General features: G+C 69.2%; 15 protein-coding genes. 5 read left to right on the forward strand and 10 right to left on the reverse strand.

Going from position 1 to position 21,525, the window contains the following annotated elements; translation table 11 throughout:
- Window positions 1-19: 19 nt before the first annotated feature.
- From pulA to STRTUCAR8_RS34120, 4 genes are all read right to left on the reverse strand, one after another.
- A complete protein-coding gene (gene pulA / locus STRTUCAR8_RS34105; protein WP_006380798.1) occupies window positions 20-5,497 on the reverse strand; it encodes a pullulanase-type alpha-1,6-glucosidase in 5,478 nt (1,825 codons plus the stop codon).
- Window positions 5,498-5,603: 106 nt separating this feature from the next.
- Window positions 5,604-6,986 (reverse strand): alpha-amylase, encoded by a 1,383-nt coding sequence (locus STRTUCAR8_RS34110; protein WP_006380802.1) that lies wholly within the window; start codon window positions 6,984-6,986, stop codon window positions 5,604-5,606.
- Between the two features lie 156 nt (window positions 6,987-7,142).
- Complete coding sequence (locus STRTUCAR8_RS34115) at window positions 7,143-8,048, reverse strand: IS3 family transposase (protein ID WP_006375503.1); 906 nt, start codon at window positions 8,046-8,048, stop codon at window positions 7,143-7,145.
- 2 nt (window positions 8,049-8,050) lie between these two features.
- Window positions 8,051-8,338: a transposase gene (locus STRTUCAR8_RS34120; RefSeq protein WP_006375510.1), complete on the reverse strand. Its 288-nt coding sequence runs from the start codon at window positions 8,336-8,338 to the stop codon at window positions 8,051-8,053.
- Between the two features lie 151 nt (window positions 8,339-8,489).
- Between STRTUCAR8_RS34120 and STRTUCAR8_RS34125 the strand changes: the two genes are divergently transcribed.
- Window positions 8,490-8,900 (forward strand): hypothetical protein, encoded by a 411-nt coding sequence (locus tag STRTUCAR8_RS34125; RefSeq protein WP_044473379.1) that lies wholly within the window; start codon window positions 8,490-8,492, stop codon window positions 8,898-8,900.
- A gap of 71 nt (window positions 8,901-8,971) precedes the next feature.
- On the opposite strand, the gene STRTUCAR8_RS34130 is transcribed toward STRTUCAR8_RS34125, so the two are convergent.
- The 4 genes from STRTUCAR8_RS34130 to STRTUCAR8_RS34145 form a co-directional block, all read right to left on the reverse strand.
- Entirely contained in the window at window positions 8,972-10,645 is a 1,674-nt protein-coding gene (locus STRTUCAR8_RS34130; protein ID WP_006380799.1) for a glycoside hydrolase family 13 protein, read from the reverse strand.
- A gap of 220 nt (window positions 10,646-10,865) precedes the next feature.
- Window positions 10,866-11,768 (reverse strand): sugar ABC transporter permease, encoded by a 903-nt coding sequence (locus STRTUCAR8_RS34135; RefSeq protein ID WP_006380792.1) that lies wholly within the window; start codon window positions 11,766-11,768, stop codon window positions 10,866-10,868.
- Between the two features lie 19 nt (window positions 11,769-11,787).
- The gene (locus STRTUCAR8_RS34140; RefSeq protein WP_006380804.1) at window positions 11,788-12,792 is read right to left on the reverse strand and encodes a carbohydrate ABC transporter permease; all 1,005 of its coding nucleotides are present in this window, start codon (window positions 12,790-12,792) and stop codon (window positions 11,788-11,790) included.
- Between the two features lie 150 nt (window positions 12,793-12,942).
- Window positions 12,943-14,217, reverse strand: a complete 1,275-nt coding sequence (locus STRTUCAR8_RS34145) for an extracellular solute-binding protein (protein WP_006380797.1) — start codon at window positions 14,215-14,217, stop codon at window positions 12,943-12,945.
- 415 nt (window positions 14,218-14,632) lie between these two features.
- On the opposite strand from STRTUCAR8_RS34145, the gene STRTUCAR8_RS34150 reads away from it, so the two are divergent.
- Window positions 14,633-15,667: a LacI family DNA-binding transcriptional regulator gene (locus tag STRTUCAR8_RS34150; protein ID WP_044473375.1), complete on the forward strand. Its 1,035-nt coding sequence runs from the start codon at window positions 14,633-14,635 to the stop codon at window positions 15,665-15,667.
- Window positions 15,668-15,860: 193 nt separating this feature from the next.
- Window positions 15,861-16,742, forward strand: a complete 882-nt coding sequence (locus STRTUCAR8_RS34155; protein ID WP_044473376.1) for a phosphatase PAP2 family protein — start codon at window positions 15,861-15,863, stop codon at window positions 16,740-16,742.
- Between the two features lie 46 nt (window positions 16,743-16,788).
- Here the strand turns inward: STRTUCAR8_RS34155 and STRTUCAR8_RS34160 are convergent, their stop codons facing one another.
- Window positions 16,789-19,794, reverse strand: a complete 3,006-nt coding sequence (locus tag STRTUCAR8_RS34160; RefSeq protein ID WP_044473377.1) for a bifunctional [glutamine synthetase] adenylyltransferase/[glutamine synthetase]-adenylyl-L-tyrosine phosphorylase — start codon at window positions 19,792-19,794, stop codon at window positions 16,789-16,791.
- Window positions 19,795-20,018: 224 nt separating this feature from the next.
- On the opposite strand from STRTUCAR8_RS34160, the gene STRTUCAR8_RS34165 reads away from it, so the two are divergent.
- Entirely contained in the window at window positions 20,019-20,465 is a 447-nt protein-coding gene (locus STRTUCAR8_RS34165) for a VOC family protein (RefSeq protein ID WP_006380795.1), read from the forward strand.
- 53 nt (window positions 20,466-20,518) lie between these two features.
- Here the strand turns inward: STRTUCAR8_RS34165 and lepB are convergent, their stop codons facing one another.
- Window positions 20,519-21,211: a signal peptidase I gene (gene lepB / locus STRTUCAR8_RS34170; RefSeq protein WP_006380801.1), complete on the reverse strand. Its 693-nt coding sequence runs from the start codon at window positions 21,209-21,211 to the stop codon at window positions 20,519-20,521.
- A gap of 118 nt (window positions 21,212-21,329) precedes the next feature.
- Here lepB and STRTUCAR8_RS34175 point away from each other — a divergent pair.
- Window positions 21,330-21,525 (forward strand): hypothetical protein (locus tag STRTUCAR8_RS34175; protein WP_044473378.1); only part of this gene is annotated, 196 nt, incomplete at its 3' end.

Raw genomic sequence — 21,525 nt, forward strand, 5'->3', positions numbered from 1 at the left:
CCACCACGATATGCGCTTGTCAGGAGGTACGGGAGAATACGGCGACGGTTCTCCCCGGAACGGCGAACGTGCCCGATTCCCGTTCGTACGTGGCTGACTTGACGACGGGGTCCGCTCCCGAGCGCAGCACGGGGTGCAGCGCGTACGAGGTCCCGGCCAGTGAGCCGATCCGCTGCTCACGGCTCTCGGGCGTCGCGTTGAACACGAGGACGAGATCGCCGAGTCGCATGGTGATCACGCCGGGTGTCTCTTCCTTGCCGGACAGCGGGAAGGAGAGCTTCGCCTGCACCTGTCCGGCCGTGTCGAGGGAGAAGTCGCGCTCCGTCGTACGGATTCTCAGCAGGTCCTGGTACGCGGCGGACGCGCCCTGGATCTGATCGCAGCCGGCCTTGACGTTCCCGGCGCCCAACAGGGGCTTGGCGTAGGGCCACTTGGCTGCGTTGTCGGCGGCCATGGGCAGCCCGCGTCCGAAGCCGTTGCCGTCGGCGCAGTTCCAGTGGATGGCGTTGAACCAGTCGCCGCTGTCGTAGGAGTTGCGGTCGAGGGACTTGGAGCGCAGCAGGTCGCTGCCCGCCTGGGAGAGGGCCGGGCCCTGCGAGAGGGTGGCCGTCGCCATGGCGAGGACCTGCATACGGGCCCGGTCGGCCGCGCTGGTCGTGGCGGGCAGTTTGAAGGCGAGCGCGTCGAACAGTGACTCGTTGTCGTGTGCGTCGGCGTAGGCGAGGGCGTCGCCGGGTGCGTCCGCGTATCCGGCGGACTGACCGTTGTAGTCGACCTGGGCGCCGGTGACGTCCCTGCCGTCGGTGTCGGTGAAGCGGTAGGCGGCGAGGTTTCCGGTCAGGCCCACCTTGATGAGGTCCTGGTAGTGCAGGAGGCGGGCCTTCTGCTGCGCCGAAGTCCCGTTGCCGGTGGACGAGTTGGGGTCGGTGTACAGCCCGGACGCGAAGCCCTGGACTCCCGGGTCCTCGTCGAAGGGGCCGCCGCCGCGCACGGCGTCGCGAGCCCGGTCGGAGAAGGTCGCGATACCCGTCCCCGCCATGTTCTTCTGCGTGGCCTGGACGAAGCGGGCGTCGTCGGCGACCTCACCGAAGTTCCAGCCCTCCCCGTACAGGATGATCTTCTTGCCGTCGACGCCGTCCTTCTTGAGGGTGAGTGCGTCGAGTGCCTTCCTGACCGCCAGGATGTTGGCCTTCGGGTGGTGGCCCATCAGGTCGAACCGGAAGCCGTCGACCTTGTACTCCCTGGCCCAGGTGACGATCGAGTCGACGACGAGCTTCCCCATCATGGTGTTCTCGGGCGCGGTGTTGGCACAGCAGGTGGAGTTCGCCACCGAGCCGTCCGCGAGGAGACGCTGGTAGTAGCCGGGGACCACCTGGTCGAGGACGCTCGTCTTCGCCTGACCGCTGGCGGGGGTGTGGTTGTAGACCACGTCCATCACGACCCGCAGCCCGTCGCCGTTGAGCGACTTCACCATCTGCCGGAACTCGACGGTGCGCCGCGTCCCGTCCGGGTCGCTCGCGTACGAGCCCTCCGGAACGGTGTAGTGGTACGGGTCGTAGCCCCAGTTGTACGCGTCCTTCGCGGCGACCTCGGCGACGCACGCCTGCTGCCGGTCGGAGTCGGCGGCGTAGGAGGACAGGTCGCAGTCGACGGTCGCCTGGTCCGCCCTCCTCTCGGGGATGGTCGCGATGTCGAAGACGGGCAGGAGGTGCACGTAGGAGGTGCCGGCCTTCGCCAGCTCACGGAGGTGCCTGGAGCCGTCGCTGTCCCTGTCGGCGAAGGCGCGGTAGGTGCCCTTGTCCTTCGCGGGCACGGTGTCGTCGGCGACGGAGAAGTCCCTGACGTGCAGTTCCTGGATCTCGGCGTCGTGGAGGGGTACGGCCTTCGGCTTGGCGTACGACGTCCAGCCGCCCGGGGCAAGGGACTTGTCGTCCAGGTCGACGACGAGGCTGCGCTCGGAGTCGGCGGTCAGGGCGACGGAGTACGGGTCGGTGACATGGTTGGTGACGACCTCGGCGACGCTCGGTGCCCAGACCTTCACGACGTACCGATAGGGCTTGCCCCTCCAGGACTTGCCGCCGGTGACGGACCAGACGCCGGTGGTGTCGTCGCGTTTCATGGCGACCGTGGAGCCGTCGAGGTCGAGCTTCACCGACTGCGCGGTGGGCGCCCAGACGGAGAGCGTCGGGCGGCCCTTGCTGAACGTCGGCCCGAGGTCGGCGTTCGCCGCGTCGGCGTAGAGATCGTCGAGTACGCCGGCGATCTGCACGCCCGTCGCCGCCAATACAGCGCCGTTCGCGGCTCGTTGGGAGGCGACGAGCTGGCCGCGCAGGGCCTCGCGGACCCGGTCGCGGTCGCGGTCGCGCGGGTCGACGGACCAGGCGGTGTACGAGGCCAGGTGCGGGAACTTCGCCTTCTGGGCGTCGGTCAGAGCCGACCTGGTGAGGCGGAGCCGGCGCTCGTCGGTGCTGGTGAGCGCGCCGTCCTTCGCCGTGATCGAGCCGGTGCGGGAGTACAGCAACTGGGTGGAGGCGGCGGTGTCGTCGCCGTTCCAGGCGACGGTGTTCCGGTCGATCCAGACGGCCTTGGAGGTGGTCGGGTCGAGGGCGGCGGCGCTGCCCGCTGGCTGTGGGAGCAGGTACTTCTCCTGGCCGTTCAGGAGCCAGACCTCGTGGCCGTCGGTCCTGAGGTCGAGGGCCTGGTCGGTGGGGAGGTCCTTCTCGTCACCCTTGTGGAGGATGTAACTGAGGCTGGTGGCAGCGTCGTTGAGCGGAACCTCGTAGACGGCGCCGTAGGCGTCGGTCCGCACCGGCTTGAGCGGGCCGGACCAGTCGGTCGGGTTGGCGGCGCCGGACCAGACGTGCAGTCCCCAGCCGTCGTAGTTGCCGTCGGCGCGGTGGTAGTGGAGGACCGCCTTGGTGGTGTCCTGGTCGGGATAGTCGGCGGTGGGCTTCTGGGTCAGCACGGCTTCCTTGCCCTGCTCGACCCAGATCTCGCCGGTCTTCGTGACGTCGATCGAGCGGTCGGCGGAGACGTCCTTGTTGCCGTCCTTGTCGATGACGAGGTAACTGACGTCGGAGGCACCGGGCTTGAGCCTGACGTAGGCGAAGGCGCCGTACGCGTCCCGTCCGACGAAGTCGTGGCCCTCGGGCCAGGTCGTGCTCTCGCCGTCGGCGAGGTCGCCCCAGGCGTACAGGCGCCAGTCGGTGTAGTCGCCGTCCGACCGCTTGTAGTGGACGACGGCATAGTCGCGCGAGGAGGCCCTGGGGACCTCGGGGGCGGGCGGGGCGCCCGTGGTGGAGGTCGCCATGGCACTCGCTGTGCGTCCGGCACTGTCGACCACAACTGCCTTGTAGCGCAGGGGCGTTCCGGGGGCAATGTCCTTGGCGACGGTCTGGGTGACCCGGTAGGGCGCGTGGTCGGCGGAGCCGAGGGTCTGCCACTTGCCGTTGCCGGTCTGGGCGGCGAAGACGACGCGGGCCGGCTGCCCGCCGTCGATGTCGGCGGTGATGTCGACGGTGCCGGTGGCTCCGGCGGCCGGGGCCGTGAGGGTGAGGGACGGCTTGGCGGTGGGCGCGGGGAGCTTGCCCGCGGCCTTGAGGACGACGGCGGAGCCGGCCGGGACGGTGACGGTGATCTTCTTGTCGGTGCCGCTGGTCACCTTGTCACGGGTGCCGTAGATCCCGCTGAAGGCCATGTCCGCCGAGCCGGTGGCGAAGGTCGCCGTCTTCGGTTCACCCGCGTTGTTGAAGGCCACGACGTACTCGGTGCCGGACCTGGCGTCGGACTGGGCGCCGAACCGGGCATCGGTGCGGGAGAAGGCGTAGACGCCGGGGCCGTCGGCCGCGTAGCGCTCGGTCTGGACGCCGTCGGCGAGGGCAGGGTTGGCCTTGCGGAGCTTGGCGAGAGCGCTGATCTGCTGGTAGAGCGGTGCTCTCGTGTCGTAGGCGTCGCTCGCGTGGGTGCGGTCGGTGCCGAGTTCGTCGTCGTCGAGGTAGTCGGTGACCTTCGAGGCGAACATGGTCTGGCGGGCGTCCTTGTCGCCGCCCGCGCCGGTGAAGCCCTGCTCGTCGCCGTAGTAGACGACCGGGTTGCCCCGGCTGAGGAACATCAGCTCGTTGGCGAGCCTGTCCCTGGTCAGGAGTTCGGCGTCGGTGGCCGTCGGGTTGTCCTGCCGCAGGAAGGTCCCGATCCGGCCCATGTCGTGGTTGCCGAGGAAGGTGACCTGCTCGTAGGCGTTCGCCTTGTCGGTCGTGTACTTGTAGTCGTCGCCGAAGACCGACGCGAGCTTCCGGGCGCTGCCGCCCTGAGAGGCGTACGAGCGGGCCGCGTCCTGGAAGGGGAAGTCGAGCGTGGAGTCGAGGCGGCCCTGGGTGACGTACGGGGAGGTCACGGAGGTGTCGGCGGAGTACACCTCGCCGAACATGAAGAAGTCGTCGCGGCCGTGGCCGGCCGCGTACTTGTCCAGCGCCGTGGCCCACTGGGTCCAGAACTCCATGTTGACGTGCTTCACGGTGTCGATCCGGAAGCCGTCGATCCGGAAGTCCCGTACCCAGCGCTCGTAGATCTTCTGCATCCCGCTGACGACCTCGGGACGCTCGGTCCACAGGTCGTCGAGGCCGACGAAGTCGCCGTAGGTGGCGGACTCGCCGGCCCAGGTGGAGTCGCCCCGGTTGTGGTACATCGCCGGGTCGTTGAGCCAGGACGGGACCTTGGCGTTCTTCTTCGCGGCGGGGACGACGGGGGTGCGCGGGAACGAGTCGGCGTCGACGGACGGGAAGTCTTTCTTCCCATCTGCGTAGTCGGCGTCGTCGAAGGGCTCGCCGGCCTGGGTGAGGTACGGGAAGGCGCCCTTGGAGAGGTAGTCGTAGGACTTCTGCTCGTAGTCGACGACGTCGGCGGTGTGGTTGGTGATGACGTCGAAGAAGACCTTCATGCCCTTGGTGTGGGCCTTGGAGATGAGGGTTTCGAGGTCCTGGTTGGTGCCGAAGTGCGGGTCGACCTGGGTGAAGTCGGTGATCCAGTAGCCGTGGTATCCGGCGGAGGCGTCCGCCCCGGTCCCCTGCACGGGCGCGTTCTTGAAGATCGGGGCCAGCCAGATGGCGGTGGTGCCGAGGCCCTTGATGTAGTCGAGCTTGCTGGTGAGGCCCTTGAGGTCGCCGCCCTGGTAGAAGCCCTTGTCGGTGGGGTCGTAGCCGGTGGCGAGGCGTGAACCGGTGAGTCCGCCACGGTCGTTGGCGGTGCTGCCGTTGGCGAAACGGTCCGGGAGGACGAAGTAGAACTGCTCGCGGGTGGCGTCGTGCCGGGCCGGTTCGGCGGCGAGCTTCCTGTCTGACGGCGGCGGGGGCGGGGGCGACGTGTTCGCCCCGGCGGCCAGGGGCTGGACGAGCGCTGCGGCCAACGCGGTCACGGTGACCGCAGCGACCCTGCCCGCACGGGCAGTAAGGGCTGTGCGGGCAGTGCGACGCCTCGGCGGCGCCGACCATCTCGGTATCACGGACGTGGACTCCTTGCGATCGCGGCTCTTGCGGGTCCGACCCCGCGCGACCGTATCGCCGAGGAAACGCTTACAGCAAGAGTCCTGAAACCACTGGAAAGAACTTTCAGCAGCTCGACTTGCCCGCGTAGATCGCCAGGGCAGTGTTCGCACCCAGCGTCGCGGTGAACTGGCCGCTCGAATTCACGGTCACCGACGTGTTGCTCTGCACGTTGCAGTACGTCCCGGCGGCCAGCGAGGTCTGGTAGGTCCGGCTCAGGCTGCTCGACTCGTGGTTGATGGCCACGTACCCCTTGCTGCCCCGTCCGAAGGCGATGGCGTCGCCCCCGTTGTCCCACCAGTTGCCGACGGACTCACCGCGGGTGGCGTTGCGGAAGGCGACCATGCGCAGGATCTCCGGCCAGGCGTGCTGGCACTTCCAGCCGTCCTGCCAACAGGCGTTGACCGTACCGCCGTTGGGAGGGCCGGCGTCCGTGTCGGAGAACTCGTAGCCGGAGTTGATGTCCGGGGCGCCGTACGGGTAGGCGAGCATGAAGACGTTGGCGAGTGTGTAGTTGGCGTTGTCCTTGTAGCTGAGGGTGGAGCCGTTGCGCTCGGTGTCGTGGTTGTCGACGAAGACGCCCGAGACCGAGCTGCTCATATAGCCCCAGCCCTCCCCGTAGTTCTTCAGGTAGGCGAGGTTCTCGTTGTTGAAGACCCGCTTGAGGTCGAAGGCGTAACGGAACTCCTGGACATCGCCGTTACCCGTGTACTCGGCGGGCTGGACGGCCTCGCCACTCCCGTAGATGGCCTCCTGCTTCCAGTACACCGACGTGTTGCTCAGCCGGGACTTGATGTTGGCGAGGTCGGCGGCGGCGATGTGCTTGGCCGCGTCGATACGGAAGCCGTCGACGCCGTAGCCGAGGAGCGAGTTCATGTACCCGGCGATGGCCGAACGGACGTAGTCCTCACCCGTGTCGAGATCGGCGAGGGTGACGAGCTCGCAGTGCTGGACGTTCCAGCGGTCCTGGTAGTTGTTGACCGTCGAGGTGCAGTCGTCGAAGTCGGACGAGGAGTACAGGCCGGGGTAGTTGTACTTGCTGTACGACGAACCGCCGGTGCCGGTGCCGCTGCCCGCCGACATGTGGTTGATGACGGTGTCGACGACGACCTTGACGCCCGCGGCGTGGCAGGTGTTGACCATGCTCTGGAATGCGGCGGCGTCGCCGAGCCGCCCCGCGATCCGGTAACTGACGGGCTGGTACGAGGTCCACCACTGCGAGCCCTGTATGTGCTCGGCGGGCGGGGAGACCTGCACGAATCCGTAGCCGGCGGGGCCGAGGGTGTTGGTGCACTCCTTCGCCACCGAGGCGAACTTCCACTCGAAGAGGACGGCGGTGACGTCCTTGGTGCCGGGCGGGGAGGCGTGGGCGGCGCCCGTCGGGACAGCTAGCGCGATCGACGCACCCGCCGCCAGGGCGAGCGCACCGGACAGGGTCCTACTGGCCATGTGGGGGTCCTTCTCCGTTGAAGGTCCAGGCAAGATCTGTTGCCGGTTCTTGCTGCAAGATGGCTGAAAACTTTCAACCGAGCAGAAAATACGAGCCCACTTGTCCAACGGTCAACCCTTGGGACGTGTCAATCCCCTCGATTTGTGGAGACCTTCCTATGCAGCCAGTTCCTCGGTGAGGCTGGCCTGATAGCTATGTTCGTAGTCGATCGGGCTCTCGAAGCCACACACGCTGTGTAGCCGACGGCTGTTGTAGAAGTCGGTGATCCAGGTCGCGATCCGGATCCGGGCCTCGGTGCGTGTGGCGAAGGTGTGTCGGTGGACGTACTCGACCTTCAGCACGCTGTTGAATGCCTCGCTGACGGCGTTGTCGAAGCACGAGCCGACCCGGCCCATGGACTGGAAGACGCCCAGCCGGCGGCAGGCTCGGCGGAACCTCCGAGAGCCGTACTCGCTGCCGCGGTCCGTGTGGAAAATGACGCCGCGCACGTCCCCGCCGCGGGTCGCCACGGCCATGTGCAGGGCGGCCACCACCAGTTCGGCATCGTGACGGGCACCCATCGCATACCCGAGCAGGCGGCGGGAGAACAGGTCGATGACCGTGGCCAGGTAGAGCTTGCCCTCGCCGGTCCCGATCTCCGTCATGTCCCCGCACCAGACCAGGTCGGGTGCCTCGGCGGTGAAGTCCCGCCGTACGAAGTCCGGGGCGGCCGGCCGCTTGCCCGGCCGGGTCAGCCCCCGCCGTCTGCACACCTTCCGTGCGACCAGGCCGAGCTCGGCCATGATCTTCGCGATGGTGTTCACCGAGACCCGCCAGCCCTGCCTCACCAGCCTGATCCAGATCTTCGGCGAGCCGTAGGTGCCGCCGGAAGTGTCGAACTCCTCCTCCACCGCTTCGATCAGGTGCTGTCTGCGCAGCTCACGCCGGGTAGGTCGGCGGATGCGGTGCTTGTAGAACCACGACTCGCTCACGCCCAGGGCGCGGCAGGAGACGCGGTGCGAAATGCCGTGCTCGGTCCTGAAGTCGCTGATCACCCCGACGACGGACGCCGGGTCCGCCACGGCTACTTCACCCACAGGACCATGCAGCGTTTGAGGACATCACGCTCCATGCCCAGCTCCTTGTTGTCCCGCCTGAGCTGGGCATTCTCCCGTCGCAACCGCTCCAACTCGTCGCTCCCGCCAGCCGGTACGGTCCCTGCCCGACGGGCGCGGGAGACCCAGCTCGCCAGGGTGGCCTCGTTGATCCCCAGATCCTCGGCGACCTCCGCGATCGTTTTGCCGGTCTCCGTGACGATCCGTACGGCCCCCTCACGGAACTCCGGATCGAACTTCCGTCGCTTCTCCGCCATGACTCCCAACTTCCCCTGCAGTCAGGGTCTTCACGCTACGAGGGGAGGGACAGACGCTTTCGGCGGACCCGGAGCGGTGCATCCATGTACTCAGGTGGAGCTGAGTACACGCGCTCTGGTCGGCTACGCGGCGGGCCGAGACGCTTTGGCCATGGAAAAGGACCTGTTCAAACCTGTTCGCCACCTGCTGCCGATCCTGGTGCCGACCGGGGTGGCACTGGCGGCGTGGGCCGCCTGGCTGGGCTGGGACCAGCAGCGTGACGTGCACCCCGATGGCTCCACCACCGGCCCGTACGAGGCGTGGCAGGTGATCGGACTGGTACTGACCCTGCTGGCGCCGGCGTACTGGGCGGCATCCCGGAGCCGCTTCCCGGGCGCTGTGCTCGGCATCCCGGCCGGCCTGACCGTTGCCGCCTACTACGACTGGTCGGACGACGCCAGTGGCCTCTTCGTCATCGGCGTGGGGATGGTCATGGTGGGGAGCCTCGCCGTCACCACGGCCCTTTCCGCCGTGATCGCCTCCGTGAAACGAACCGGTCCCCGGACTGTCGCAGCCGAGTAGGACCCGCCGCCCAACTGGGCGGCGGGTCCCGCGAGTTCGATCGGCGACGCCTGCTCAGGCAGGCGGGATCGTCAGACCGTCGTCCACCACACCGTCGTGTCCGCCGGAAGCTTCGCCTCGTCGTCCGTCACCGTCACCTCGGCGCTGGCGACCAGGATCTCGCCGTACGCGCGGATCGTGACCGCCTCACCGCTCGTGTTCGCGACGCACACGAAGTCGCCGCGCCGGAAGGCGAGGACGCCCTCGGGCGACCGAAGCCACTCGACGGAGTCGCCCGCGCCGAGGGCGGGATGTTCGCGTCGGGCGGTGAGTGCGGAGCGGTAGAGCTCCAGGGTCGAGCCGGGTGTCCCGGTCTGGGCCTCGACGCTCAGCTCGGCCCACTCCCCCGGCTGCGGGAGCCAGGCGCCGCCCGAGCCGAAGCCGTACGAGGAGCCCTCGCGGGTCCAGGGGATCGGCACCCGGCAGCCGTCTCGGAAGCCGTCCTGGCCCGCGCCCCGGAAGTACGCGGGGTCCTGGCGGACCTCGTCGGAGAGGTCGACGACGTCCGGGAGGCCCAGCTCCTCGCCCTGGTAGACGTACGCCGAGCCGGGCAGCGCCAGCATCAACAGCGTCGCCGCGCGGGCCCTGCGCAGGCCCAGCGCGCGGTCTCCGGCGAGGCGGATCTGCGTGCCGAGGCCGGGCTCGTTGGCGAAGCGGGTGGCGTGACGGGTGACGTCGTGGTTGGAGAGGACCCAGGTGGCGGGGGCGCCGACCGGGCGCATGGCGTCCAGGGTGCGGTCGATGACGCTCCTCAGCTCCGCCGCGTCCCAATAGGTCGCCAGGTACTGGAAGTTGAAGGCCTGGTGGAGTTCGTCCGGGCGGACGTAGTTCGCGGTGCGCTCGATCGTCGGGGTCCACGCCTCCGCGACGAAGATGCGCTCACCCGCGTACTCGTCGAGGATCGTGCGCCACTGCCGGTAGATCGCGTGCACGCCGTCCTGGTCGAAGAACGGCATGACATCGTTGCCCAGCAGCTTCACCTGGTCGTGGGTTCCCAGGTCCGGGAGGCCCTCCGCCTTCACCAGGCCGTGTGCGACGTCGATACGGAATCCGTCGACGCCCATGTCGAGCCAGAAGCGGAGGACCGAGCGGAACTCGTCCCCGACGGCCGGGTGTTCCCAGTTGAAGTCGGGCTGCTCGGGCGCGAAGAGGTGCAGGTACCAGGCGCCGGGCGTGCCGTCGGGCTCCGTGACCCGCGTCCACGCCGGGCCGCCGAAGACGGACTCCCAGTCGTTGGGCGGGAGTTCGCCGGTCTCGCCCTTGCCGGGGCGGAAGTGGTAGCGGTCCCGGAGCGATGAGCGGGGGCCCTCGCGCAGCGCCCGCTTGAACCACTCGTGCTGGTCGGAGGAGTGGTTGGGGACCAGGTCGACGATGATCCTGAGGTTCAGTTCGTGGGCGTCGCGGATCAGCGCGTCGGCGTCCAGGAGGTTGCCGAACATGGGGTCCACGGCCCGGTAGTCGGCGACGTCGTAGCCGGCGTCGGCCTGCGGGGAGGCGTAGAACGGGCTGAGCCACACGGCGTCGACGCCCAGGTCGCGCAGATACGGCAGCCGGGTGCGTACGCCTTCCAGGTCACCCATGCCGTCGCCGTTGCTGTCGGCGAAGCTGCGGGGGTAGACCTGGTAGATCACCGCGTCGCGCCACCAGTCGGGGGTGGCGGCGACGTTGGTGGAGGTCGGGGCCGGAGCGGTGGAGTGCTGGCTCATAACGTCCTTGGTACGTAACGGGGTTCGGGTCATGGGCGGGTTCTGCGGGTTTTCAGGCCGCGGGTGCGCTGTGGCTGGTCGCGCCCCGCGGCGGAGCCGCAGATCGACACAGCCCCGCGCCCCTGAAACAAACAGGCGGACGCGGTGACAGCGGGGTCGGATGGCCACCGCGTCCGCCTCCCGCGCGGCAGTTGACGCGCGGGAGTTCGCCGGGCCGGTCTCAGCCCTTCGTGCCGCCCGCTGTCAGGCCTGCCACCAGGTTCTTCTGGACCAGGTAGAAGAAGGCGGAGACGGGTATCGCGACCAGTACCGCGGTGGCGGCCATCAGGTTGCGCTGGGCGTCGTGCTCGCTGACGAAGCTCTGCAGGCCGACCGCGAAGGTGTACTTCGTGTCCGACAGCATGAACGTCGAGGCGAACGCGACCTCGCCGAAGGCGGTGATGAAGCTGTAGAACGCGGCGACCGCCAGGCCCGGTTTGGCCAGCGGCAGGATGAGCCGCGCGAAGGTGCCGAAGGGGGTCAGCCCGTCGACGCGTCCCGCCTCGTCGATCTCGAAGGGGATCGTGTCGAAGTATCCCTTGAGCAGCCAGGCGCAGTAGGGCACGGCAGTCGAGCAGTAGACGAGGACCAGTCCGAAGTAGTGGTCGATGAGCTGGAGGTCCGACAGGATCTGGTACATCGGCACGATGAGTACGGCGATCGGGAACATCTGGGTGACCAGCAGCACCCACATGAACTTGCGGTAGCCGGGGAAGCGCATCCGCGAGACCGCGTAGCCGGTGGTCGCCGCGACCATCACGCCGATGACCGTCGTCCCGAGCGAGACGATCAGCGAACTCTTCAGCCAGTCGAAGAAGTTGGTGTGCTGGAGGACGAACGAGTAGTTGTCGAACGTCATCTTGTCCCAGATGCCCCCGGGGTGGAGGTAGTCGTCCTTGTCGGGGCCGAGGGACAGATAGAGCAGCCAGGCGATCGGGAAGAGCGCGATCAGGCTCGCGACGGTCAGGATGCCGTGGGAGGCGAGGGCGGTGGCGAGGCCGCGCCGGCCGCGTGCGAGCTGCGGGGCGGCGGCCGGGTCGGCCGGGTCCGGCTTCGCGGACTTCTGAACTGTCATGGCACTCATGGGGGTTGGGACTCCTGCCTCAGATCGCGAGCTGCTGCTCATCGCGGTTCAGCCAGCGGCGGTAGAAGGAGGTGAAGACGACGAGGATGGCCAGCAGCAGCATGCCGTAGGCCGCCGACTGCGCGAAGTCGCGCGGCTGTTGGCCGAAGCCGAGGTGGTAGGCCCAGGTGACGAGGATGTCCGCGTCCGGGGCGGTGTTGCCGAACAGCAGGAAGATGACGGCGAACTGGTTGAACGTCCAGATGATTCCGAGGAGTACGACGGTGGAGCTGACGGAGCGCAGGCCCGGCAGGGTGACGTACCAGAACCTCTGCCAGGCGTTCGCGCCGTCCATGTCCGCCGCCTCGTACAGCGTGGAGTCGATGGACTGGAGGCCGCCGAGCAGCGAGACCATCATGAACGGCACCCCGCACCAGGTGTTGACCATGATCGCGGCGAACCGCTGCCAGAAGGTGTCCTCCAGCCACAGCGGTGACGGCAGGTGCACGGCGTCGAGCATCGTGTTGATGATGCCGCCGTCGGCGAGCATGAACCGCCAGCCGAAGACGGTGACGAAGGTGGGCACGGCCCACGGCAGGACCAGGATCAGCCGGTAGAAGGTGCGCCCGCGCAGCTTCTGGTTCAGCAGGAGGGCCAGGCCGAGGCCGATGCTGTAGTGCAGGGCCACGCAGAGGACGGTCCAGACGATCGTCCAGATGAAGTGCGACCAGAAGCGGTCGTACGCGGTGTCGCCCCACAGGATGTCGGCGTAGTTGTCGAAGCCGATGAACTTGTAGGTGGCGTCGATGTGGTTGACGCCGATCGTGCGGGCGGAGTTGAGGCTGTTGGCGTCCGTGAGCGTCAGGTAGAGGCCGCGCACGAGCGGGTAGAGCACGAGTCCGCCGAGCACGACGACCACGGGCGCGATCATCGCGTACGCGTACCAGTACTTCTGGTAGGCGTGCTTGAGACGATCGAGCCGGCCGGGGCGCTTCCCGGGCTCACCCCGGCGCTTGCCGGTGGCGCGGTCGATGGCGACTGTCATGGTTCGACACCTTCTGGAGGATCAGGAAGATCGGGAAGTCTCGGGAGACCTGGGAGACCAAGGGGTACGGCCGCGCAGGGCCGATGACCGCCGGAACCGTCCCCCGGGTCCAACTGGGCGGTTCCGACGGCCATTCGGGTCACTTGCCGATCACTTGGTGAAGTCCGGGACCAGCTTGGCGATCGCGGTCTCCGCGTTGCCCAGGCCCTTGTCGAGGGACTCCTTGCCGCCCGCGATCTGCGGCAGCTCGGTGTCGAGCGGCCCCCACAGGGAGCTGTACTCGGGCAGCGCCGGGCGGGGCTGGGCGGCGGCGAGGACGCCCTGGTAGCCGGCGAGGCCCGGGTCGGCCTTGACCTCGGCGGTGTAGGCGTCGTCGCGGGTGGGCAGCGTCGAGTTCTTCAGGGCGATCTGCGACTGGGACTTCGCGGACGTCATGAAGTTGACGAACTTCAGCGCGGCCTTCTGGTGCGCGGCGTCCGAGCCCGCGTACACGGAGAGGTTGTGGCCGCCGGTCGGGGCGCCCGCCTTGCCGCTGGAGCCGGCCGGGACGGTGGCGATACCGAGGTTGGCCTTGTCCTTGAACGCGGCACCCTTGTAGAAGTTGGTGATCTCCCACGGGCCCTGGACGATCGCGGCGACCTTGCCGTTGACGAACGCGTCCTGGATGTGGGCGTAGGCGTCGGCGGTGGTGTCCGCCTTGTGCAGCCCCTTGCCGTCGAAGAGGCCGAGCCAGGTGCCGTACGCCTTCTTGGCGGGGGCCGAGTTGACGGTGATCTTCTTGGCGGTGACGTCGACGGTGTCGGTGCCCTCGCCGTAGAGGAAGCTCTGCGCGTAGTAGGCCTGGGTGGAGCCCCAGTAGCCGTCGACGCCGGTCTTCGCCTTGATGGTGGCGGCGGCCGTCTTCAGGTCGGCCCAGGTCTTGGGCGCCTCGGTGAGGCCGGCCTTCGTGAAGAGCGCCTTGTTGTAGACGAGCGCGAGGGTGTCGGTGACGATCGGGACGCCGTACGTCTTGCCCTCGTACTTGGCCTGTTCGATCAGGCTGGGCTGGAACTCGGCCTCGTCGGTGAGGGCCTCGGTGCCGTCGAGCGGCAGCAGGAAGCCCTTCTTGGCGAAGGCGGGGGTCCAGCCGACCTCGGAGCGCAGCACGTCCGGGGCGCCGGAGGCACCGGCGGCGGTGTCGAACTTGTTCTGCGCCTGGTCGAAGGGGACGTTGACGTACTTGACCTTGACGTCCTTGTTGGCGGCCTCGAACTCCTTGACGAGGGCCTGGTACGTCGGCGCCTCGTTGGTGGCGTTGGAGGTGTCCCACCAGGTGATGGTGACCGGACCGTCGGCCTTGTCACTGCCGCTGTCGTCTCCGCCGCAGGCTGTCGCCGCGAGGGCGAGGGACGCCACCAGCGCGGTGGCCGCTATGCCACGCCGCATGAGTTCTCCATAAGTTGTCAGTCGGCCGCACCGTTGCCGCCGCCGGGCGACGTGAACGTAACAGCCATGTAAGCGCTACGAAAGACCTTGCAGCAAAAAAGTGCAAGAACCCGCGACAGTTACCTCGCCGTGACCTCTCGAACCGCTGCCACCGAATGGCCTGACCCCCTGTTCTGCCGCTGCCCAGCGGGATCTGGGGCACTTGTGCAAGACTCTGCAAGCTCTTGCCATGTACGCCCCATCAGCGCACTCCAGACGCACGTCACACCCCACGCCAGACCCATGAGGGAGCGCGATGACGCAGCAACCCGCAGCGGCGAGCGGCCGTCCCGGCCGTCCGGCAGGCCGTTCGACGGCCCGCGCCCGGCGTCCGTTCGGTGGGCAAGGCGAGGGCCGCCCGGTACAGTCCAGCCCTGTGACCACACGGCTTGCCGACATCGCCGCCCAGGCGGGGGTGAGCGAAGCGACAGTCAGCCGGGTCCTGAACGGGAAGCCGGGCGTCGCCGCCACCACCCGCCAGACCGTGCTCGCCGCCCTCGACGTACTGGGCTACGAGCGCCCTGTCCGGCTGCGCCAGCGCAGCGAGGGCCTGGTGGGCCTCATCACCCCGGAACTGGAGAACCCGATCTTCCCGGCCCTGGCGCAGGTCATCGGCCAGGCCCTCACCCGGCAGGGTTACACCCCGGTCCTGGCCACCCAGACGCCCGGCGGTTCCACGGAGGACGAGCTGACGGAGATGCTCGTCGACCGGGGCGTGGCCGGCATCATCTTCGTCTCCGGACTGCACGCGGACACCTCCGCCGACATGACACGCTACGAGCAACTGCGGGCCCAGGGCGTGCCGTTCGTCCTGGTGGACGGCTTCTCCCCCAAGGTGCAGGCGCCGTTCATCTCCCCCGACGACCGCGCGGCGATGAACCTCGCGGTCACCCACCTCGTCTCGCTCGGCCACACCCGTATCGGTCTGGCCCTGGGCCCGAAGCGTTTCGTGCCGGTCCAGCGCAAGATCGAGGGCTTCGTACGGACGATGCAGGATCTGCTGGGCCTGACGGCGCAGGACGTCGAGACGCGGTTCGTCCAGCACTCGCTGTACACGCTGGAGGGCGGCCAGGCGGCGGCCATGGCGCTCATCGACCGTGACTGCACGGCGGTGGTGTGCGCGAGCGACATGATGGCGCTGGGCGCGATACGGGCGGCCCGGCAGCGCGGTCTGGAGGTCCCCCGGGACGTCTCGGTCGTGGGGTTCGACGACTCCCCGCTGATCGCCTTCACCGACCCGCCCCTCACCACGGTCCGCAAGCCGGTCCCGGCGATGGGCCAGGCCGCCGTACGCACGCTGCTTGAGGAGATCGGCGGTACGCCGGCCCCGCACAGCGAGTTCGTGTTCATGCCGGAACTGGTGGTCCGGGGTTCCACGGCCTCGGCCCCCGGGGACCGCACCCGCCCCTGAGGCCTGCCCGACCGGCCCGCCTGCCCGGCTTCCCGCGCTGTTCCTCAAGGGTCGTCCTCAGGGTGGAGAATGCCCTGCTTCGGGCAGTCCCCTGGTAGTAGTTCGGGCCCTGTCAGCCTGCCGTAGAACGTGCGGGTCGGACAGGACCAGGGGATGATCTGGGAGGGGACCGTATCTGGCAGACTCTGTGTCCATGGGCGAATCGACCGTGACAACCAGGGAAGGCCACGACCGGGCCGCTCCACATTCCGTCACGGACGACACGGCGGAGGGGAACGGCGACGTGGTCAGGGGACTCCTGCGCCGAGTGCGGACTCCGCGCCGGCCACGGCTCTGGTTCGAGATCCTTCTGATCGCGGTCAGTTACTGGACGTACTCGATGATCCGTAACGCCGTGCCGGAGCAGAAGGCCGAGGCGCTGCGCAACGCGGACTGGCTCTGGAAGACCGAGCACACCCTGGGCATCGCTGTCGAGGAGTCGGTCAACCACGCGATCAACTCAGTGACTTGGCTGATCGTGGGCATGAACTACTACTACGCGACGCTGCACTTCGTCGTCACTCTCGGTGTCCTGGTGTGGCTGTACCGCTGTCACCCCGGCCGGTACGCGGCGACACGGCTGACCCTCTTCGCGACCACGGTGGTGGCCCTGGTCGGTTACTACCTGTATCCGCTGGCCCCGCCCCGGCTGATGAACGGCGGCGACTTCGTCGACACAGTGATGGTCCACCACACCTGGGGTTCGATGGCCTCCGGCGACCTCAAGCACATGTCGAACCAGTACGCGGCGATGCCGTCGATGCACATCGGCTGGTCCACCTGGTGCGGTCTGACGATCTTCGCGCTGGCCAGCGTCCCGTGGGTGCGCGTTCTCGGGCTTCTCTACCCGGTGGCCACCCTGCTGGTGATCGTCGCCACGGCCAACCACTTCTGGCTGGACGCGGTGGGCGGCCTCATGTGTCTGGCGTTCGGCTTCACGGTGGCCCGCCTCTGGTACGGCAAGCTCCCGTACGCCCTGCCGAAACTGGTCCCGGTGCGGGGGCGGGGCGGCCCGCTGCTCCCGGTCAAGCCGTGACCGCCGCCGTGACCGTGACCGCGCCGGGAGAGGCGGGGCCGGCTCCCTACGCCGACGCCCCGTAGAACAGCGTCTCCACGACACCGCGTGCCCGCCGGGTGGTCCGCCGGTACGCGTCGATCATGTCGCCGACATGGCCCGGCCCGTACCCCAGGTACCGTCCCACCGCGCCCAGTTCCCGTCCGTCGGAGGGGAAGGTGTCCCCGGCCCGGCCGCGCACCAGCATCACGGCGTTGCGCACCCGGGTGGCCAGGACCCACGCCTCGTCCAGTATGGCCGCGTCCTCCCCGGAGATCAGTTCGGCGGCGCAGGCTGCGGCGAGGGCCTCGCGGGTACGGGTCGTCCGCAGGCCCGGTTCGGCCCACCCGTGCTGCAGTTGCAGCAACTGGACGGTCCACTCCACGTCCGACAGGCCGCCCCGCCCGAGCTTGGTGTGCAGGGTCGGATCGGCGCCGCGGGGCATCCGCTCCGACTCCATACGCGCCTTCAGGCGCCTGATCTCGCGCACGGCGTCGTCGCCGAGCCCCTCCGCCGGGTAGCGCAGCGGATCGATCAGCTCGATGAAGCGGCGCCCCAACTCCAGGTCCCCGGCGACGACTTCGGCCCGCAGCAGCGCCTGGGACTCCCAACCGAGGGACCAGCGGCGGTAGTACGCCTCGTACGACGTCAGGGTCCGGACCAGCGGCCCCGACTTGCCCTCGGGGCGCAGATCGGCGTCGATGAGCAACGGCGGGTCGGCGCTGGGCACTTGGAGGAGCCGCCGCATCTCGGAGACCACGGCGTTCGCCGCCTTGGCGGCCACGTGCTCGTCGACGCCCTCCCGGGGTTCGTGCACGAACAGGACGTCGGCGTCGGAGCCGTAGTTCAGCTCGTGACCGCCGAAGCGGCCCATGCCGATCACTGTGAACCGGGTGGGCAGGGTGTCCCCCCAGCCGTCCCGCACGACCGCCCGTAGGGTCCCGGCCAGGGTGGCCGCCGTGAGGTCGGAGATCGCGGCGCCGACCCGGTCCACCAGGGCGCCCTGGTCGGCCTCGGCGGGTGACTGCTCGGTGCCGTAGGAGCCGACGATGTCGGCGGCGGCCGTACGGAACAGCTCGCGGCGCCTGACACCGCGCGCCGCGTACACGCCCTGTTCGCCGGTCTCGGAGCGTCCGACAGCGGCCAGTATCTCCTGCTCCAGGTGGTCCCGCTGACGCGGCTCCAGTCCGCTCGCCCCGTCGCCGTCACCGAGCAGCGCGACGGCCTCCGGGGCCCGCATCAGCAGGTCGGGGGCGAGTCGTCCGGCGGACAGGACACGCGCCAGGTTCTCGGCGGCGGCACCTTCGTCCCGCAACAGCCGTAGATACCAGGGGGTCCGGCCCAGCGCGTCCGACACCTTGCGGAAGTTGAGCAGTCCGGCGTCCGGGTCGGCGGAGTCGGCGAACCAGCCCAACAGGACGGGCAGCAGCGTCCGTTGGATGGCCGCCTTGCGGCTGACCCCGCTGGCCAGTGCCTCCAGGTGCCGGAGGGCCGCGGCCGGATCGGCGTATCCGAGCGCGACCAGTCGCTCCCGGGCCGCGCCGGTGCTCAATCTGGTCTCGCCGGGGGCAAGTTGGGCGACGGCGTCGAGCAGCGGCCGGTAGAAGAGCTTCTCGTGCAGCCGTCGTACGACGGACGCGTGCCGTTTCCATTCCCGGTTCAGCTCGGCCACCGGATCGGTGCGCAGCCCCAGCGAGCGTCCGATGCGCCGCAGGTCGGCCTCGTCCTCGGGCACGAGGTGGGTGCGGCGCAGCCGGAACAGCTGGATCCGGTGCTCCATGGACCGCAGGAAGCGATAGGCGTCGTCGAGCTGCACGGCGTCCGCGCGTCCGACGTACCCGCCGGCGGCGAGGGCGCCCAGCGCGTCCAGGGTGGTCCCGCTGCGCAGGGAGGTGTCGGCGCGCCCGTGCACCAGCTGGAGCAGCTGGACGGCGAATTCGACGTCCCGCAGCCCACCGGGCCCGAGCTTCAGCTCCCGCTCGACCTCGGCGACGGGAATGTTCTCGACGACGCGGCGGCGCATCTTCTGCACGTCGACGACGAAGTTGTCGCGCTCGGCGGCATGCCAGACGAGGGGGGCGAGCGCGGCGACGTACGCCTCCCCCAGCTCGATGTCACCGGCGACCGGGCGGGCCTTCAACAGGGCCTGGAACTCCCAGGTCTTGGCCCAGCGCTGGTAGTAGGCGAGATGGCTGCTGAGGGGACGCACCAGCGGACCGTTGCGGCCCTCGGGGCGCAGATTGGCGTCGACGGGCCAGATACTCCCCTCGATGGTGGTCTCGGAGCAGATCCGCATGAGATGCGAGGCGAGCCGGGTGGCGGCCTGCAGCGCCTTCCCCTCGTCGGCGCCGTCGACAGCCTCACCGACGAAGATGACGTCGACGTCGGACACGTAGTTGAGCTCGTGGCCGCCGCACTTGCCCATGGCGACGACGGCGAGCCGGCACAGTGCGGCGTCGTCGGGCGCGGCGGCCCTGGCGATGGCGAGGGCGGCGCGCAGGGTCGCGGTGGCGAGGTCGGCCAGCTCGGCGGCGGTCTCGGCGACGTCGGTGGTGCCGCAGACGTCGCGGGCGGCGATGGACAGCAGGCAGCGCCGGTAGGCGACGCGCAGCGACACGGGGTCGGTTGCCTCGGCGAGCCCCCGCTCGAACTCCTCCACCCCGGGATGGAGATCCCGGGGCTCGTACATGACGAGGGCCTGCCAGTCGCGCGGATGCCGGATCAGATGGTCGGCGAGGGCGGCGGAGGCGCCGAGCACCCCGAGGAGCCGGTCGCGCAGTGGCTTGGCCGCTATCACCGTGTCCAGCAGCTCGTGCCGGGCGGTCCGCCCGTCCTGCGCCTCGGCGAGCCGGACGAGCCCGAGCAGCGCGAGATCCGGGTCGGCGGTCGCGCCCAGCGCGTCGAGGAGCACCGGGTCGTCCCGCAGGGGTGCCAGCTCGGCACTGTCGAGGAGCCGCTCGGCGGCGGAGGGATCGGTGAAACCGTGCCGCAGCAGCCGCGTGAAGGTACTGCTCCTGCGCCCCGGCGCCATCATCCTGGGCCTTCCCGTCGGACCATCGGATCAAGGTCGTACGCCCACGAGCGTAACCGGAGGGGCGACGGGAAGCGCCGGACGGACCGGAGCGAAGTCCACGCTGGTCGGAACGTCTCCCTCCGCCACCGACATGGTCGTTTCGGTGGCGCCCCGCCCGGTTTTCGGCTTCGGTGAGGGGAGCCGTTCCGCCAAGGACGACGTGAACGCGATCTGGAGGACCAGCGATGCAGTACACGCTCGAAGTCGTCCCGCTGCCCGTGAGTGACATCGACCGGGCCCGGGACTTCTACCGCGACAAGGCCGGATTCCATGTCGACATCGACCAGGAGGTCATGCCGGGGATGCGCATCGTCCAGCTCACGCCTCCGGGCTCGGGCTGTTCGATCGCGCTGGGCGACACCATCTGGGACACGATGGACGGCCCGACGCCCGCACCGGGCTCCTACCAGGGCCTCCAGCTGTGCGTCGCCGACATCAAGGCGGCCCACGCCGAGCTGGTGGAACGTGGTCTTGAGGTGTCGGAGCCGATGCAGTACTCACCGGACGACGGCGCCACGTTCATGTACTTCAAGGACCCCGACGGCAACGGCTGGGCGATCCAGGAGTACCGCCAGCGGGCCGGGAAGCCGCTGCACGCGCTGCTGACCGAGTCGGCGGCCGACGCGGGGTAGCTTCCCCCGTGTTCCCGGGGCCGCGGCTGTGGCTGCGGCCCCGGGAGGTCACGTCACTGGACCGGTTGCACCGGCTGGGGCGCCACAGGTACCGACGCCCTGCGCCACCGCCGCCGTACGACGAACGCGGCGATCCCCAGCCCGATTCCGACCAGGGCAAGGACCGACCCGGCCATGACGGCCGTTCCGATGACGACGGGCATCGTGTGGCGGTCGGTCATCCGGCCCGTCACGGCGGACTCGGCGACCGTCCCGTCGTGGTCGCGCGCGAAGAAGCGCGAGTCCAGGGAGTCCGCCCGGTTGTCGCCGAGCAGGAACAGCCGTCCCTTCGGGACCGTCACGTCGTACGACGCGTGCACGCCGTCCGCGTCGCCGCCGTTCACATACGGCTCCGGGACCGGCTTCCCGTTCACGCTGAGCCGCGCACCCGAACCCTCGCCCGTGCAGCACACCACCCGGTCGCCACCGACACCGATCACCCGCTGCATCACGCTCACATCGGACTGGTAGCGCTCCGGCGCCGAGAACAGCACGACGTCACCGCGCCGTACGTCGCCGCCGTCGACCCGGTCGTAGATGACGCGGTCGCCCGGCCCGTACGCAGGCGCCATGCTCTGGCTGCTGATCGTGGCGGCCCCGTACGAGCTCCGTCCGTACGCGACGGCGCCGAGTGCCAGCACCACCCCCACCAGTCCCACCACGACGGCTGCGACCCCCAGCCCCCGGCCTCTCCCCTTGCCCGACATCGTTTCCCTCCCCGTGCGGCACTTCCGCGGGGGCGAGGATAGCGGGTGCCTGTGAACGGGCTGTGCGGGAGTACGTGTCCCCGGGCGCCCCCTCCGGACCGCCCGTAGGGCCCTGCCCTTGTGTGTCGAGTTCCATCTCACCGGCCAGGGCATCGAACTCGCGGGCCACGGCGCCATGCGTATGCAACCCGTGCTGAATGGCCATGTCTGGCCGGCGCCCGCCGCCTGGCTCCCCGCCTTCGACCCCTTCTTGCGCGAGGCACACGAGTTGTGCACCGCCGTACACGCGATGGGGTACCGCGGCATCGTCAGCG

Origin of the sequence: Streptomyces turgidiscabies Car8 (assembly GCF_000331005.1) — a bacterium.
Taxonomy (GTDB): domain Bacteria; phylum Actinomycetota; class Actinomycetes; order Streptomycetales; family Streptomycetaceae; genus Streptomyces; species Streptomyces turgidiscabies.